This window comes from Chryseobacterium sp. Chry.R1, assembly GCF_039645525.1.
Taxonomy (GTDB): domain Bacteria; phylum Bacteroidota; class Bacteroidia; order Flavobacteriales; family Weeksellaceae; genus Chryseobacterium; species Chryseobacterium proteolyticum.
The window spans coordinates 290,125-306,555 of record NZ_CP151793.1; the positions used below are offsets into that span (position 1 = coordinate 290,125).

Here is a 16,431-nt window from a genome sequence, read left to right on the forward strand (position 1 = left end):
TTATGAAAGATAACTCATTATCTAATATACTTAACCAATACGAAAGTAAGGAGCAGATTGACGGTCAGTTGTACACCCTCAATTTAGGTCCGACTCACCCTGCTACTCACGGGATCTTCCAGAACGTTTTAACGATGGATGGGGAAAGAATTCTTCATGCTGAGCAAACCGTAGGTTACATCCATCGGGCATTTGAAAAAATTTCTGAAAGAAGAAATTATACCCAGATTACGACCCTTACCGACCGTATGAATTATTGTTCTGCTCCAATTAACAATCTGGGCTGGCATATGACGGTTGAGAAACTGATAGGAATTGAAGTTCCAAAACGTGTGGATTATATCCGGGTAATTCTTATGGAATTAGCAAGGATCGGGGATCACCTGATCTGTAACGGAGTAACTGGTATGGACTCTGGAGCAATTACCGGACTTACTTATATGTTCATCGAAAGAGAACGTATTTATGATATTTACGAACAGATCTGCGGTGCGAGAATGACAACCAATATGGGAAGAATCGGAGGTTTCGAAAGAGATCTTACACCGAAATGTCATGAACTGATCAAAGATTTCTTAAAAACTTTCCCTAAGAAGTTTGCTGAATTCTGCCAGCTTTTGGAAAGAAACAGAATATTCATGGACAGAACCATTGGTGCGGGAGCAATTTCAGCTGAAAGAGCTTTAAGCTATGGTTTTACAGGTCCTAATTTACGTGCTGCAGGTGTAGATTATGATGTTCGGGTAGCACAACCTTATTCTTCTTACCAGGACTTTGATTTTATCATTCCTGTAGGAACAGCTGGTGATACCTACGACCGTTTCATGGTTCGTCAACAGGAGATCTGGGAATCTATTAAAATTATCGAGCAGGCATATAACAATCTTCCGGAAGGGGATTTCCATGCTGATGTTCCTGATTTCTATCTTCCTGAAAAAGCTGACGTTTATAACAAAATGGAAGCCTTGATCTATCACTTCAAAATTGTAATGGGAGAAACCGAAATTCCGAAAGGAGAAGTATACCATGCTGTAGAGGGAGGAAACGGAGAATTAGGATTCTACTTAGTGAGTGACGGAGGAAGAAGTCCTTACAGACTACACTTCAGAAGACCATGTTTCATCTACTACCAGGCGTATCCGGAAATGATTACAGGCTCTGTAATTTCTGATGCCATTGTAACCATGCGTAGTATGAATATTATTGCGGGAGAATTAGACGCATAATAAGAAGTTAGAATAAAGATGAAAGAAAAAAGACTTTCATCAACCCAATAAAAACGAATTTAGAATATCGAACTTAAGAATCTTTTTTCTTTGTTCTTTACTCTTTAATCTAAGAGATAAAAAATGAGCGAAACAATAGCTTTTAAACCGGAAAGTTTAGAACAAGTACATAAAATTATCGCAAGATATCCTGAAGGAAGACAGAAGTCTGCCCTTCTTCCTGTTCTGCATTTAGCACAAAAAGAATTTGGAGGATGGCTGGATGTCCCGGTAATGGATTACGTTGCTGAATTATTGAGTATTACGCCAATTGAAGTATATGAAGTAGCTACTTTTTATACCATGTTCAATATGAAACCGGTTGGTAAATATGTTTTGGAAGTTTGCCGAACGGGACCTTGTATGGTTTGCGGAAGCGAAAAGATCCTGAATCACATCAGGACTAAACTGAACATTAAGGATGGTGAAACGACTGAAGATGGTATGTTCACTCTAAAACCTGCTGAATGTCTTGGTGCATGCGGATATGCACCGATGATGCAGTTGGGGAAATTCTTTCATGAAAATTTAACGATAGAAAAAGTAGATGAAATCCTTGATCTTTGCAGAGAGGGGCAAATCGCTTTGGATTAATTAAAATATACGATGAGTAAAAAACTTTTACTTAAAGATGCACATATAGAAGGTATTCGCTATTTCGAAACATACCGCAAACAGGGAGGTTACGAAGCTGCTGAAAAAGCCTTGAAGATGACACCCGATGAAATTTTGGAAGAAGTAAAAACTTCAGGACTTCGTGGTCGTGGTGGTGCAGGATTCCCTACGGGGATGAAATGGAGCTTTCTGGCAAAGCCTGAAGGAGTTCCAAGACACCTTGTAGTGAATGCAGATGAGTCTGAACCGGGAACTTTTAAAGACAGATATCTGATGGAATTTATTCCTCATTTATTGATTGAGGGAATGCTTATCTCCTCGTTCTGTTTAGGCTCAAATGTTTCTTATATCTACATCCGTGGAGAGTATTCATGGATCCCGGATATTTTGGAAGAAGCTATTGAAGAGGCTAAAGCAGCAGGATTTTTAGGTAAAAACATTTTGGGAACAGGTTTCGATCTTGAAATCTATGTTCAGAGAGGTGGTGGAGCTTATATCTGTGGTGAAGAAACAGCATTGCTTGAATCGCTGGAAGGAAAAAGAGGTAACCCGAGATTGAAACCACCATTCCCGGCTGTAAAAGGACTTTGGGAAAGACCTACGGTTGTTAACAACGTGGAATCAATTGCAGCTGTGGTACCGATCATTAATATTACCGGTGCTGAATTTGCAAAAATCGGAGTGGGAAGATCTACAGGTACGAAATTAATTTCTGCATGTGGAAATATCAATAAACCGGGAGTTTATGAAATTGATATGACGATCACTGTGGAAGAATTCATTTATTCTGATGAATATTGTGGAGGTATTCCAAACGGAAAAAGGTTAAAAGCCTGTATTCCTGGTGGTAGTTCGGTTCCTATTGTTCCAGCCAACCTATTGTTGAGAACAGTAAACGGAGAACCAAGATATATGAACTATGAATCCTTAGCAGATGGAGGATTTGCTACCGGAACCATGATGGGTTCAGGAGGTTTCATTGTTTTAGATGAAGATCAGTGCATCGTGGAACATACCATGACTTTAGCAAGATTCTATAATCACGAAAGTTGTGGACAATGTACACCTTGTCGTGAAGGGACAGGATGGATGTATAAGATATTGAAAAAGATTGAAAACGGACAAGGAAAGATGGAAGACATCGATTTGCTTTGGGATATCCAGAGAAAAATCGAAGGAAATACCATTTGTCCTTTAGGTGATGCCGCAGCCTGGCCGGTTGCAGCAGCAATACGCCATTTCAGAGATGAATTTGAATGGCATATCAAAAATCCAGAGTTATGTTTAACTCAAAATTATGGTCTGGCTAATTATGCTGATCCTATTCCGGCTGTTGAAAAAAATGTATAAATGAAGAAGTTGTTTGTGATCGGCGTAATGATGTCGAGTTTTGTTTTCGGACAAAAAGAAAAAGATACTTTAAGTGTGGAAAAAAATCTGGAAACATTTACAGGTGCAACTCCAAAAAAACAAAAACCAGACCCTCTATCCAAAAAAGGTCAGATGTTTGTTTTCTTTGGCTGGAACAGAGCTGCTTTCAGTAATTCTGATATCAATTTTTCAGGAAATGGTTATAATTTTCAGCTGAATAATGTATCCGCTCATGACAGACCTACAAAATTTGGAATTGTATATTTTGATCCTACGTGGTTTACAGTGGTTCAGTACAACTTCAGAGCTGGTTATTTCATAAAAGATAATTTAGCGCTTGTTCTTGGGATTGATCATATGAAGTATGTTATGGATCAGAACCAAACCGTTAATTTTAAGGGACATATTTCAGATCCTACATATGCAGGTATGGTTCAAAACGGGCAGGTAAACCTGGCAGATGAAAAGTTCCTTACTTTCGAACATACGGACGGACTTAACTATGAAAACTTAGGTCTTGAAAGGTATCAGAGCCTTATCAATAAAAAAAATATTGACCTGGTATGGTCTTATGGAGCAGGAATTGGGGTAATGTTTCCCAAAAGTAACGTAAGACTTTTTGGGAATGAAAGAAGTGACCGTTTTCACGTTGCCGGTATGGGAACTGATGTAAGAACCAGCTTAAACCTTGTGTTCTGGAATCACTGGATGGCAAGACTGGAAGGAAAATTTGGATATATCAATATGTGGGATATTAAAACCACGTTGAATAATAAACCAGATAAAGCACGACAAGATTTCGTTTTTGGACAAGTCCTTGCCGGAATTGGATATACATTTAATACGAAAAAATATAATTAATAAAGCCTATTGCTTATTGCAGAAAGCTTAAAGCATATAATATGAGCGAAGAAGTTAAAAAATTCAAAATAACGATAGACGGACAGACTACTGAAGTGTTGCCTGGGACTTCCATCCTGGAAGCAGCAAGACAAATCGGTGGAAAATCTGTACCTCCGGCAATGTGCTACTACAGCAAGTTGGAAACCAGTGGAGGAAGATGCAGAACTTGTTTAGTAGAAGTTTCTAAGGGATCTGAAGCGGACCCTCGTCCCATGCCAAAACTGGTGGCTAGCTGCAGAACCAATGTAATGGACGGAATGGAAGTGAAAAATCTTACTTCTGATAAAGCTCAAGAAGGTAGAAAAGCCGTTACTGAATTTTTATTGGTTAACCACCCGCTGGACTGCCCTATTTGTGATCAGGCTGGAGAATGTCATCTTCAGGATCTTGGATATGAACATGGTGTGGAAAATACCAGAACAGAGTTTGAAAGAAACACCTACGAAGCGGATGACCTGGGACCACATATCAAGCTGAATATGAACCGTTGTATTCTTTGTGCAAGATGTGTTCTTACAGCGAATCAACTTACTGAAACCAGAGAGCATGGTATTCTTTTCAGAGGAGATCACGCAGAAATCTCGACTTATTTAAATAAAGCTTTGGATAATGATTTCATTGGGAACGTTATCGACGTTTGTCCGGTAGGAGCTCTTACAGACAGAACCGCACGTTTTGCAAGCAGAGTTTGGTTTACCAACCCGATGAATGCTTCATGTAAATGTGACAAGTGTTCAGGAAAAGCAGTTGTATGGTTGAAAGGAGATGAAGTGGTAAGGGTTACAGCCAGAAAAGACCAGTGGGGAGAAGTTGAAGAATTTATCTGTGATACATGTCGTTTTGAAAGAAAAGAATTGAAAGACTGGAATATTGAAGGTCCAAGACATATCGACAGACATTCTGTAATTTCACTCAACCATTATGAAAAACCTAAGGATGAACTAAGAGTTTTAGACAATCCTATGGCTAAAGAAATCAGTGAAAAAGACGAAAAATAACTTTAATAAGATTTCAGATATCAGACTACAGACATCAGATTAAAGATCTGAAATCTAGCATCTGACATCTCATATCTAACATCTATAATAAAAATGGATTTAATTACATTTAAATTGATACTTGTACTAGCGCTTTTCTTGCTTTCGCTAACGATAGCGGCCTACTCTACCTGGGCAGAAAGAAAGGTTGCTTCTATCATGCAGGACAGAATCGGGCCTAACAGAGCCGGACCTTTCGGATTGCTGCAGCCTCTTGCTGATGGTGGAAAGTTTTTCTTTAAAGAAGACTTTACTCCTGCCAATGCAGAAAAATTCCTTTTCGTATTGGGACCTGCTTTGGTGATGTTTATTTCATTAATTACAGGAGCTGTTATTCCTTGGGGGAAAAGTTTAAATATCGGAGGAATGTCTTACGACCTTCAGGTGGCTAACATTGATGTCGGCGTACTTTTCATTATCGGAATGGCTTCCATTGGGGTTTATGGGATCATGATCGGAGGTTGGGCTTCTAATAATAAATATTCATTATTGGGTGCTATCCGTGCTTCTTCTCAGATGATCTCTTATGAATTGGCAATGGGATTGGCGCTGCTTTCTATCATCATGATGACAGGAAGTTTAGATTTAAAAGTAATTACTGAAGCTCAAACAACAGGAAAACTGTGGGGACTTATCCACATTGACGGGATGAACTGGAATATTTTCTACCAACCGTTGGCTTTCCTTATTTTTATTGTTGCTGCATTAGCAGAAACGAACAGACACCCTTTCGATTTACCGGAGTGTGAATCCGAACTGGTGACAGGATATTCTACGGAATATTCCTCCATGAAATTAGGTTTATACATGTTCGGAGAATATGTAAATATGTTTATCTCCAACGCATTTATGGTTGTTCTTTTCTTTGGTGGTTATAACTATCCGGGAATTGAGTGGGTAACACAAAACTGGGGAGAAAATATTGCAGGAATATTAAGTATCGGAGCGTTTTTAGTTAAAACCATTATCGGAATTCTGATCTTTATGTGGATCAGATGGACGCTACCGAGATTCAGATATGACCAGCTGATGCACTTAGGATGGAAAACTTTGATTCCATTGGCTGTTTTGAACCTGATTGTTACCGGAGCTTTGATTTTAGCATTCGGACATTAAAAAATTGAACATTTGAAATGAGCTGATTTGAAAGTGAAATCAAATTTTATCTTTACTTAAGCAGCTCTATTCAGACATAAAATATTAAAAATTAAGATAAAAGACAGAATTAGTCTACCATCTATAATCTATAATTAAATGAAACTTACTAACAGATCAAAAGTTGTTTCTAATAAAGAAATGACCCTTGCTGAGAAAATCTACTTACCGGCGATTTTCAAAGGTATGGGGATTACATTCAAGCATGCTGTAAGAACCGTTGTAAAAGGAGCTCCTGCAGTATACTCGTATCCAGAAGTACAGAAACCAAGAGCAGATATCTGGAGAGGTCAGCACGTTCTGAAAAGAGACGAGGAAGGCAGAGAAAGATGTACCGCTTGCGGACTTTGTGCGGTGGCATGTCCTGCAGAAGCAATTACCATGACTGCTGCTGAAAGAACTAAGGAAGAAAAACATCTTTACAGAGAAGAAAAATATGCATCAGTATATGAAATCAATATGCTGAGATGTATTTTCTGCGGAATGTGTGAAGAAGCATGTCCGAAATCAGCAATTTATTTAACCGATAGATTGGTAGATGTGGAAACCAACAGAGGTTCTTTTATCTATGGAAAAGATAAATTAGTTGAAAAGATAAACGAAAGGATTGACATCACGACAAGACAATCCGAGAAACAAAAAAATGCGGTAAAATAATGGATCAGTTTTTATTTTTCTTGGTGGCTTTTTTAGCAGTGGCAGGTGCAGTATACTTTGTATTTGCAAAAAATCCTTTGTATGCTATCTTATCATTAATTGTTACAATGTTTTCCATTGCAGGGATGTACATTCTTTTGAATGCGCAGTTCCTTGCTATTATTCAGATCATCGTATATGCAGGAGCGATTATGGTATTGTTCCTTTACATCCTGATGATGCTTAATCTTAATAAAGAAGACGAAAGTAAGAAGAACAATACTTTAAAATTTATTGGAGTCTTTACAGCCGGTCTATTATTGATTGGTATTTTAGGAGTATTCAGAGGAGTTCAGGACAACCATATTGTAGTGGAAAATGTAGACAGAGGTGTGGGTCTTACTAAAAATCTGGGTAAACTTTTGTTTAATGAATATGTTTTACCGTTTGAGCTTGCTTCCATCCTTATTTTGGCAGGTATTGTAGGTGCGGTATTAATCGGTAAAAAAGATTTATAAAATTATGGGAGAAGTAAATACATTTATACAAAGCGTCCCTTTAAATTATTTCATTATTCTTTCATCAGTATTGTTCTGTTTGGGAGTATTGGGAGTGTTATTGAGAAAAAACGCTATTGTAATTTTGGGTTGTGTAGAGCTTATGCTCAATTCTGCAAATCTTTTATTAGCTGCTTTTTCAGCGTATAAAGGAAACAGCGATGGACAACTTTTAGTTTTCTTCATTATGGTGGTTGCTGCTGCTGAAGTAGCGGTAGGTTTGGCAATTATTGCTATGCTATATAGAAATACCCGTTCTGTAGATGTTAGTATATTTAATAAATTAAGAGGATAAAGAATGGAAAATTTAGTGTATGCAATAGTACTTTTACCACTTTTAGGCTTTCTTATTAACGGTTTATTCGGGAAAAATCTTCCAAAAATAGTAGTAGGAGGATTGGCAACTGCAGCGGTTTTCGGATCTTTCTGTATCGCGGTAAGTATTTTCATGAATTTCAATTCTGAAAGCCAGCCGGTTATCGTAAAAGCTTTTGAATGGTTCAGAGTAAATGGAGTTCAGATTAACTTTGGTTTCCAGATCGATCAGTTATCTTTAATGATGATCATGATCATTACAGGTATCGGATCATTGATCCACTTATACTCTATCGGATATATGAGCCATGATAAAGGTTTCTATAAGTTCTTTACTTATCTGAATCTTTTCATCTTTTCTATGTTACTTTTAGTAATGGGAAGCAATTACCTGATCCTGTTTATCGGATGGGAAGGTGTAGGTTTGTGTTCATATCTATTGATCGGATTCTGGTTCACAAATGAAGAATATGGTAAAGCAGCAAGAAAAGCGTTTATCATGAACAGAATTGGGGACCTTGGTTTATTGATCGGTATTTTCATGATCGCTTCTCAGACCAATGCTATTGATTATCTTTCAGTAGCTCAAAACGCTTCAAAATTTGAATTGGACGGAACTGTAATTATCTTTATTACGGCGAGTTTATTTATCGGTGCTACCGGTAAATCGGCACAGGTTCCTTTATATACATGGTTACCGGACGCAATGGCCGGACCAACTCCTGTTTCTGCATTAATTCACGCAGCAACAATGGTTACTGCGGGGATCTACCTGGTAGTAAGATCTAATTTCTTATTTACTTTGGCTCCAACTGTTCAGGGCGGAATTCTGTTGATCGGATTCTTAACTGCAGCTTTAGCAGGTTTCTATGCACTTCGTCAGAACGACATCAAAAAAGTATTGGCCTATTCTACTGTATCGCAGCTTGGATTTATGTTCATTGCTTTGGGATTAGGAGCTTATACTACAGCGATGTTCCATGTAATGACACACGCATTCTTCAAAGCATTGTTATTCTTAGGAGCAGGATCTGTGATCCACGCTATGAGTAATGAGCAGGACATGCGTTTTATGGGCGGACTTAAGAAAGTAATTCCGATTACCCATGCTACTTTCCTTATCGGAACACTGGCAATCTCTGGTTTCCCTTTACTTTCAGGGATGATTTCCAAAGATGAAATTCTGGTAGCGGCATTTGCAAAAAATCCAATTTACTGGGTAATATTATTCATTCTGGCAGCTATTACGGCAACGTATATGTTCAGACTGTATTACCTTACATTCCACGGAGAGTTCAGAGGAACTGAGGAACAGAAACACCACTTGCATGAAAGCCCGATGAACATGACGTTACCGTTGATCGTATTGGCTATTCTTTCTGTTATCGGAGGTTTTATTAACCTTCCTCACTTTATCGGCCACGGTCATTATGCAAAATTAATGGAATGGCTGAAGCCGGTTCTTACTGAAGAAAGTTTCAAACAAATGGAAGCTACGCTTTCAGGAGTTGATTTTAATACTGAAATGATATTATTAGCAGCCACTGTTGTAATGTTCTTCGCGGTATGGTTCATCGTTAAAAACACTTATGTGAATAAGCAAAAGAGAGCCCTTCCGGAAGAAAGCTATACAGGCTGGGAAAAGCTGTCTGCTAAAAAATTATATATTGACGAACTTTACAATGCATTAATTGTAAAAACTGTTGAAGGATTAGGACGTGGAGGTAAAATGTTTGATAAGGGTGTTCTAGATCGTTTTGTAGACTTCGTAGGTGAAGGAGCTGAGGACAGCGGTAAATCTATGAAACGTATTCAAAACGGAAATGTTGAGACATACATTCTTATCATGTCTTTAGCTGTGGGAATTATACTGATTGTTAACTTTATATTACAATAATAATGTCTTGTTTATTATTAACATTATTGCTTTTACCTCTAGTAGGGTCGGGACTTGTTTTTGCCTGGAAAAATAAATCCAGCAAATATTTGGCACTAGGAATTGCATTGGTACAAATGCTTCTTACATTTTATATACTTTCGGATTTCGATTTTACTCCGACTGTAGATAGTGTATTGCAGCATGAGATCAATTATCCATGGTCACAATTTATTAAAAGCTCGCTTCATTTCGGTATTGACGGGATGAGTATGCTGCTTTTATTGCTGACCAATATCCTTTCGCCAATCATTATTTTATCTTCATTTAATGAGAACATCAATTACAGAAACTCATTCTATGGTCTTATCCTGTTGATGCAGTTTGGACTTGTAGGAGTTTTCACATCTCTGGATGGATTATTGTTCTACATTTTCTGGGAGGTAACACTGATTCCAATCTGGTTCATTGCCGGACTTTGGGGCCAGGAAAATAAAAGATTTGAATTCACCACAAAGTTCTTTGTATATACATTCGTAGGATCTTTATTCATGCTTGCCGGATTGATTTATGTGTATAATCACTCTGCATCATTTGCCTTAACAGATCTATACAATGCATCACTTAATGAAACTCAGCAGACGGTTGTATTTTGGTTTATATTCTTTGCATTTGCTGTGAAATTACCGATCTTCCCGTTCCACACATGGCAGCCTGATACCTATACCTACTCACCTACTCAGGGATCGATGTTATTATCAGGGATCATGCTTAAAATGGCTGTGTATGGTGTTATCCGTTATTTATTACCGATCACTCCTATTCCTATTATGGGAATTTCAGGGCAGATCGTTATTATCCTTGCAATAGTAGGAATCCTTCATGGAGCATTGATCGCAATTATCCAGAATGATATGAAGAGGATCATTGCCTATTCATCTTTCTCTCACGTTGGATTGATGGTAGCGGGTATTTTTGCATCTGCTGTTGTTACACTAAGAGGAACATTTACTACTGAAGGTGCTGAAGGTGCTTTGGTACAAACTTTTGCTCACGGTATTAATGTCGTAGGTTTATTCTACTGTGCAGACATTTTATATAAAAGATTTAAATCAAGAGACATCAGACAAATGGGAGGTTTAGCGAAAGTAGCTCCTAAATTTGCCGTATTGTTTTTACTGATCCTTTTAGGTTCAATGGGCGTTCCGTTGACTAATGGTTTTATCGGGGAATTCATCTTGATTAAATCAATCTTTGACTTTAATGTATTAGCTGCTATTATTGCAGGTTTAACTGTGATTCTTTCTGCTGTTTATCTATTGAGATTCTACGGAAAGGCAATGTTCGGAAAAGGAGATGAAGCCGTATTGAGTACAGCGAAAGATCTTTCAGGAGTGGAGTTTTCTGTTCTGGCCAGTTTAGCGGTTTTTGTGATCTTACTTGGTATTTTCCCTCAACCGGTAATCGAAATGGTGAGTAGTTCGCTGAAGTTTATCTATGCATCTTTGATTAATTAAAAGATTGAAAGATTCAAAAATTTAAAGATTAATTTAATAATTTAAAAAATTAAGAGAGTATGAAATTGAGAAGTCAGTGTTTTTATCTTGAATCTCGAATCTCGAATCTCAAATCTATATTATGAGTGTTTTAATTATTGTTTTCCTAACTGCAGTTGCTGCGTTATTTTCAGGCGTTTTTGAACAAGGAAAATTCGCAAGGTACATTGGGATTTTGGGGTTAATCATTGCATTATATGTTAGCTTCCTGCCTGAATGTTCATTTTTCGAACATTACAGACATATGTATGAATATGGCTCTAATACTGCCTTATTTACAAAAATCTCAATTGTAACTACTTTACTATTGTTCTTTCTGGGTGGTTTCGCATTCAGTAACCACAGAAGCCATCAGTCCGAATTGTATGCATTGATGCTATTCGCTTTGTGCGGAGGTATTACTCTTTTCGGATATCAGAATCTGGTAACCCTGTTCTTAGGTATTGAAATCCTTTCCATCCCATTGTATGTGATGGCCGGAGCTAATAAAACTGATTTAAGATCAAACGAAGCCTCTATAAAATACTTCCTGATGGGAGCGTTTGCCACCGGATTCCTTTTATTCGGTATTACGTTCATCTATGGAAGTACAGGAACTTTTGATATCTATAAAATCCATGATTTCGGAGCTGCTCACCCAAAAGATGTAATGTTCATCTTAGGGGTAATCCTGATGCTTTGTGCATTGGCATTTAAAGTAGCATTAGCACCGTTCCATATGTGGAGTCCTGATGTATATTATGGTTCTCCATCATTGATCACAGCTTTCATGGCAAGTGTTGTAAAAATTTCAGGATTTTTCGCATTCTTCAGATTAATGAATATAAGTTTTGCAGGAGTAACCCACGAATGGATTAATATACTTGGAGTATTCATTATCATAACCTTGCTTCTGGCCAATGTTATGGGTCTTGCACAGACCAATGCGAAGAGAATGCTGGCTTATTCTTCTGTTTCTCATGCAGGATATATCGGATTGGTATTCTTTGGAATGACGAATCTTTCTACTTATAATCTGGCTTTCTATCTTTTTGCTTACTCATTATCTACTGTAGGAGTATTTATGTGTCTGATATGGGTAGAAAAATTGAAAAGAGAAACTTCTTTTGGAGCATTTAAAGGATTGGCAAAATCAGAGCCTCTTTTGGCTACCGTAGCTGCAATCTCCATGCTTTCAATGGCTGGGGTTCCTTTAACAGCCGGTTTTATGGGTAAATTTGCATTATTTTCCCAGGCAATGAACGGAGCTGCCTTTTTAGTGCTGGTTGCCGTTTTAGGTTCTGCAGTTTCAATTGCTTATTACCTGAGATTAATCATAGCCATGTTTTTCTTTAAAGAAACAACATTCAAAACTTCAGAAAAAGTAACAATTACGTACAATATTGTAGCGGTGGTAATTATAGCTTCTATCATCATTTTAGGAGTATTCCCTGACCTGTTCGCAAAACAATTTGGACTGTAATCAAAATCATAAAAATATAAAAGCACAACATAAAGTTGTGCTTTTTTTATAACTTTACTTTATAATTTTCAGCATTGTTACATCTTTACAAAAAAGACGCCCCTTTTCAAGTATCCATTTCATTCAAAAAATATTTGGATGTTCTTGAGCATATCCGGTACAATGACCGATTAGAATACCGGGTGAATTATGCGGAATCCCTTATCGAGAAAACAAAAAAAATCAAGGAACTCAAAGACGGTTTCCAGGATGTTTCGTTATTAGAAAAACACGAGGACCTCATCAGGCTTTTATTGGCTGACTTGTTTCCAACGGGTTTAACCAATAATGAGATAAAAGCCGCCAGTATTCCTCTTTCAAAAACGACATTCAATTATACCGAACGATTCAAGAATATTTTAAAAGATGCCGGTAAGGATTTTGAAATTGAGCTTAGGAATATCAGTGATGATGAGTTCTATGTATTCTGCTGCTGTCTTATCCTCCAAAGTTATTTCAAGAGAGATGTGAAAAGTACAATGCCATTGTATTATGATATTCCCAATAAGCAGGGAATCATGAAGCATTATAAAATCACAGTAAATTCAGATTTCACAGATATTTATCCTACGGAAAAGGCTAAAATACCGGCGGATGATGTTATCGACATGCTTCTTGAAAACCTGGATGATTACAAGCTGTGGAAAAAACACTTCCCATCTAAATCATGGGTCTTAAAAGGTTTTACCATTGTTTCTCTGGTCGACTGTACATCTGAAGTTGCACTTTCCGATCTTAAATCAAGTATGATCCAGATTGATCCTGAAAACCTTACTCCGGATAACAATTTGATCGAGATATTTAAGTCTTATTTTGATGTCGCGGAATTGAACTTCGGGCTGATGCTTTTCAACAAAAAAGACCAGAGGCTGGAAAAGGTTCCGATTTACGAAAATCTTTTTACGAATCATATCCTTGATTTCTGGATCAATACCTTTGATGAAGAAACCCGGAAAAGCACCTTTGAAAATTTAAATAATAACTCCAGGGCTATTGTCATATCCAATGTCAATAATATGGAGCAGGAAATAAAAGATCAGCCTTCCTTTAGTATCTTAAAGGAAAACAACATCAACAGTTTCATGGTAATTCCAATCATGAAAGATGGGGAATTACTCGCCATTATGGAGTTTACCTCTCCTATTCCCAATAGTCTGAATGGCTTAAAATTGAAAAAGCTAGAGTTTTTCAGTGATATGATTCTTTTTTCGCTGAACAGATTCAGTTTTGAAAAGAATTATCAGATTGAGGCAATCATTCAACGGGAATACACGTCCATCCACAACAGTGTGGTCTGGAAGTTCAGAAATGAGGCAGAAAAGTATTTTAATGCTTCGTTAGCCAAGAAGATCTATACCTTAAAGCAGATTTCTTTTAAAAATCTTACGCCGCTGTTTGGGTTCTCTGATATCCGTTCTTCCTCCGAAAAACGATTCAATCTTATGTTGGAAGATCTTAACAGGCAGATTGATTGTCTTCATGATATTTTCACTCTGGTCAATTCAGATTCCGAGAAATATTTACTGGCTTTGGAGATTTTTGAAAATGAACTGAATAATGAGATCAAGGCCGATACGGAACAGCGCTTCCAAAGGTTATTAAGGGATGAAATTCATCCGTATCTTCAAGCAAAATTAGAGGTAAGGTCCACTAAGGAGGTAAAAACAATGATTTCAGAGTATTTTTCCCAGGTCTTCACTCAAACCGATCTGTTTTACAATAGCAGAAAAAGCCTTGATGATTCGATTACTCTGATCAACAGGAAACTTGCCGATATACTTGATGAGAATCAGATCAAAGCGCAAGCCATATTTCCCCATTACTACGAAAGGTTTAAATCAGATGGTGTAGAGCATAATTTATTCATCGGACCAAGTATCACTCCGGATCTTCATTACACATCCAAGGTGGTTCATCAGTTAAGATACTGGCAGCTGAAAACGACCTGCAAAATGGAACAGGAAATTAAAACCTTTAAGGAAGAGCTTCCTATTCCATTGGATATCGCTTCACTTATTTTCGTTTACAATGAAAAAATAGATATCCGCTTCCGTATGGATGAAAAGCGTTTCGATGTAGATGGTGCTTACAATTCGTATTATGAAATTATCAAAAAAAGAATCGATAAGGCTCATATAAAAAATTCAACCGAAAGAATTACCTGTCCGGGAAAAATAACTATTGTTTACTTTGGAATGGAAAACCAGAAAGAATACCTGCAATACATCAGTAAGCTTCAGAAAAAAGAAATCCTTCAGTCTGATGTTGAGTTTTTAAAGGTTGAAGACCTCCAGGGGATAACAGGATTATTAGCCCTAAGGGTTTCGATTGCTTAAAGATTTTCTTCGCAAAACAACATCCGGTTTCCTTCAGTTCACTTGTAAAATATAGTGGGAATAATCCTATTTCCCTATAGAATTATCCTGCCATCCTGAATCACGATTAAAGTGTAAGGAATGCATAGGCAAAAGAAAGTACAGAAATTATAATTCCTGCCATGAAAATCTGATACGTAATCGATAAAAGTTTATATTTTCTGTCCAGCACCTTTCCCAGGTAATACAGGTCTTTTACCATCGAATCATAGATATAATCCCTGTCCTTGATCAGATCCTTCATTGCATTATGGTAATCATCAAAGATCATCTGATGAAAGTTTCCAAAAAACAGGAGGTTTACTTTTCTATTGCTAACATCTGTGTTCGTAAATTTCGTTTTTGTGACATTCGGTTTTGTGGATAAGATGGCAAAAATAATGGTCATCACACTAGAAATAAGCAACAGAAAACTAGGTACAATCAGGTGGGCGTTTTTAGGTGCATCCAGCTTTGGTACCAGAACTGACAGACAAACCGAGATGATAATCGCATTTACAGAAAGTAATATGTTGGCCTTGCTGTCTGCAATATCACTAAGGCGGGTATGGTTATTTAAAGTAACCCTGAATAGAGTATCCACACTTCTGTCGGATTTCGGTTCTTTAGGTTCTTTTTTATTGTCTTTAGCATCGGAATTTTCCTTCTTCTCCTCTTCCTTTTCCAACTTCTTCTCAATCTTCTTAATATTCTTTTTCTTTAAAGGCTCCCAATTTTCTTTGGCATAATCGGTATAATATTTATGCTTGTTTTTCAGAAGCTCAAGGTTTCCGGCATTCCATTCATCATTAGAAAAGCATCTTACATTGGTAAGCTCCCACTCTTTCCTTAAAGAATCTGAAATATCATTATAATCATGGCTTGCAAAATGACTGCAATCGGCATCTTTTGCTATTTTCTCCAGTAAATTCTGAGGTTCATAGTTGATCTTTGTCGCCAAAATCAATTTAGAAACGTCTTCGATATAATCTTCAGGATAATTTTCATTGATGAGAAAATTTTTCATAATCTCTACTCCCTTCTCTTCATGATCCTGAGCACATTCAATATATCCTGCATCATGAAACCAAAGAGCTAATATCACTTTCTCCTGGTCTTCTTTGGAGACAGGAGTATTTTTCATTATTTCTTCGGCCTTGTTAACCGTATATGTGGTATGAATAAAATTATGATAGAAATATACAGAAGATAACTTATCTTTGAATAAGTTTTCAACATAATTTTTAGCTTTTTGTAAAATATCCATTACTGAATTTTTGTTAATGTAAA

The 16,431-nt window shown here is 37.1% G+C and carries 14 protein-coding genes; 13 read left to right on the forward strand and 1 reads right to left on the reverse strand.

Annotation, left to right across the window (positions count from 1 at the left end; all coding sequences use genetic code 11):
* Positions 1-2 precede the first annotated feature (2 nt).
* The 13 genes from nuoD to AAEU33_RS01535 all read left to right on the forward strand — a co-directional run bounded on the left by nuoD (position 3) and on the right by AAEU33_RS01535 (position 15,123).
* A complete protein-coding gene (nuoD, locus tag AAEU33_RS01475) occupies positions 3-1,226 on the forward strand; it encodes an NADH dehydrogenase (quinone) subunit D (protein WP_345990647.1) in 1,224 nt (407 codons plus the stop codon).
* Between the two features lie 123 nt (positions 1,227-1,349).
* Positions 1,350-1,859, forward strand: coding sequence for an NAD(P)H-dependent oxidoreductase subunit E (locus tag AAEU33_RS01480; protein WP_345990649.1), 510 nt, complete (start codon positions 1,350-1,352; stop codon positions 1,857-1,859).
* A 12-nt stretch (positions 1,860-1,871) separates the two neighbouring features.
* A complete protein-coding gene (nuoF, locus tag AAEU33_RS01485) occupies positions 1,872-3,230 on the forward strand; it encodes an NADH-quinone oxidoreductase subunit NuoF (protein ID WP_172283670.1) in 1,359 nt (452 codons plus the stop codon).
* Positions 3,231-4,112: a hypothetical protein gene (locus tag AAEU33_RS01490; protein WP_345990651.1), complete on the forward strand. Its 882-nt coding sequence runs from the start codon at positions 3,231-3,233 to the stop codon at positions 4,110-4,112.
* A gap of 41 nt (positions 4,113-4,153) precedes the next feature.
* Positions 4,154-5,152 (forward strand): 2Fe-2S iron-sulfur cluster-binding protein, encoded by a 999-nt coding sequence (locus AAEU33_RS01495; protein WP_172283666.1) that lies wholly within the window; start codon positions 4,154-4,156, stop codon positions 5,150-5,152.
* Positions 5,153-5,245: 93 nt separating this feature from the next.
* The gene (gene nuoH, locus AAEU33_RS01500; RefSeq protein ID WP_172283664.1) at positions 5,246-6,307 is read left to right on the forward strand and encodes an NADH-quinone oxidoreductase subunit NuoH; all 1,062 of its coding nucleotides are present in this window, start codon (positions 5,246-5,248) and stop codon (positions 6,305-6,307) included.
* 138 nt (positions 6,308-6,445) lie between these two features.
* Positions 6,446-7,003, forward strand: coding sequence for an NADH-quinone oxidoreductase subunit I (locus AAEU33_RS01505; protein WP_172283662.1), 558 nt, complete (start codon positions 6,446-6,448; stop codon positions 7,001-7,003).
* Positions 7,003-7,500, forward strand: a complete 498-nt coding sequence (locus AAEU33_RS01510) for an NADH-quinone oxidoreductase subunit J (protein WP_172283660.1) — start codon at positions 7,003-7,005, stop codon at positions 7,498-7,500. The genes AAEU33_RS01505 and AAEU33_RS01510 overlap by 1 nt, the downstream gene beginning before the upstream one ends.
* Positions 7,501-7,504: 4 nt before the next feature.
* Positions 7,505-7,834 carry an NADH-quinone oxidoreductase subunit NuoK gene (gene nuoK, locus AAEU33_RS01515; protein ID WP_172283658.1) on the forward strand — a complete coding sequence of 110 codons (330 nt, stop codon included), beginning with the start codon at positions 7,505-7,507 and terminating at the stop codon, positions 7,832-7,834.
* Positions 7,835-7,837: 3 nt separating this feature from the next.
* Positions 7,838-9,751, forward strand: coding sequence for an NADH-quinone oxidoreductase subunit L (gene nuoL / locus AAEU33_RS01520; RefSeq protein ID WP_345990654.1), 1,914 nt, complete (start codon positions 7,838-7,840; stop codon positions 9,749-9,751).
* A 2-nt stretch (positions 9,752-9,753) separates the two neighbouring features.
* The gene (locus AAEU33_RS01525; RefSeq protein ID WP_172283654.1) at positions 9,754-11,247 is read left to right on the forward strand and encodes an NADH-quinone oxidoreductase subunit M; all 1,494 of its coding nucleotides are present in this window, start codon (positions 9,754-9,756) and stop codon (positions 11,245-11,247) included.
* A 121-nt stretch (positions 11,248-11,368) separates the two neighbouring features.
* A complete protein-coding gene (locus tag AAEU33_RS01530; RefSeq protein ID WP_172283652.1) occupies positions 11,369-12,748 on the forward strand; it encodes an NADH-quinone oxidoreductase subunit N in 1,380 nt (459 codons plus the stop codon).
* A gap of 74 nt (positions 12,749-12,822) precedes the next feature.
* On the forward strand, positions 12,823-15,123 hold the full coding sequence (locus tag AAEU33_RS01535) for a GAF domain-containing protein (RefSeq protein WP_345990657.1): 2,301 nt from the start codon (positions 12,823-12,825) through the stop codon (positions 15,121-15,123).
* 106 nt (positions 15,124-15,229) lie between these two features.
* On the opposite strand, the gene AAEU33_RS01540 is transcribed toward AAEU33_RS01535, so the two are convergent.
* Complete coding sequence (locus tag AAEU33_RS01540) at positions 15,230-16,408, reverse strand: Pycsar system effector family protein (protein WP_172283648.1); 1,179 nt, start codon at positions 16,406-16,408, stop codon at positions 15,230-15,232.
* Positions 16,409-16,431: the final 23 nt, after the last annotated feature.

Excerpts from the sequence above, each read along its gene's own strand:
- AAEU33_RS01490 (WP_345990651.1), top strand. The coding sequence starts at position 3,231 with ATGAAGAAGTTGTTTGTGATCGGCGTAATGATGTCGAGTTTTGTTTTC.
- AAEU33_RS01510 (WP_172283660.1), top strand. The coding sequence starts at position 7,003 with ATGGATCAGTTTTTATTTTTCTTGGTGGCTTTTTTAGCAGTGGCAGGT.
- AAEU33_RS01530 (WP_172283652.1), top strand. The coding sequence starts at position 11,369 with ATGAGTGTTTTAATTATTGTTTTCCTAACTGCAGTTGCTGCGTTATTT.
- nuoF (WP_172283670.1), top strand. The coding sequence starts at position 1,872 with ATGAGTAAAAAACTTTTACTTAAAGATGCACATATAGAAGGTATTCGC.
- nuoD (WP_345990647.1), top strand. The coding sequence starts at position 3 with ATGAAAGATAACTCATTATCTAATATACTTAACCAATACGAAAGTAAG.
- nuoL (WP_345990654.1), top strand. The coding sequence starts at position 7,838 with ATGGAAAATTTAGTGTATGCAATAGTACTTTTACCACTTTTAGGCTTT.
- nuoK (WP_172283658.1), top strand. The coding sequence starts at position 7,505 with ATGGGAGAAGTAAATACATTTATACAAAGCGTCCCTTTAAATTATTTC.
- AAEU33_RS01495 (WP_172283666.1), top strand. The coding sequence starts at position 4,154 with ATGAGCGAAGAAGTTAAAAAATTCAAAATAACGATAGACGGACAGACT.
- AAEU33_RS01480 (WP_345990649.1), top strand. The coding sequence starts at position 1,350 with ATGAGCGAAACAATAGCTTTTAAACCGGAAAGTTTAGAACAAGTACAT.
- AAEU33_RS01540 (WP_172283648.1), bottom strand. The coding sequence starts at position 16,408 with ATGGATATTTTACAAAAAGCTAAAAATTATGTTGAAAACTTATTCAAA.
- nuoH (WP_172283664.1), top strand. The coding sequence starts at position 5,246 with ATGGATTTAATTACATTTAAATTGATACTTGTACTAGCGCTTTTCTTG.
- AAEU33_RS01525 (WP_172283654.1), top strand. The coding sequence starts at position 9,754 with ATGTCTTGTTTATTATTAACATTATTGCTTTTACCTCTAGTAGGGTCG.
- AAEU33_RS01505 (WP_172283662.1), top strand. The coding sequence starts at position 6,446 with ATGAAACTTACTAACAGATCAAAAGTTGTTTCTAATAAAGAAATGACC.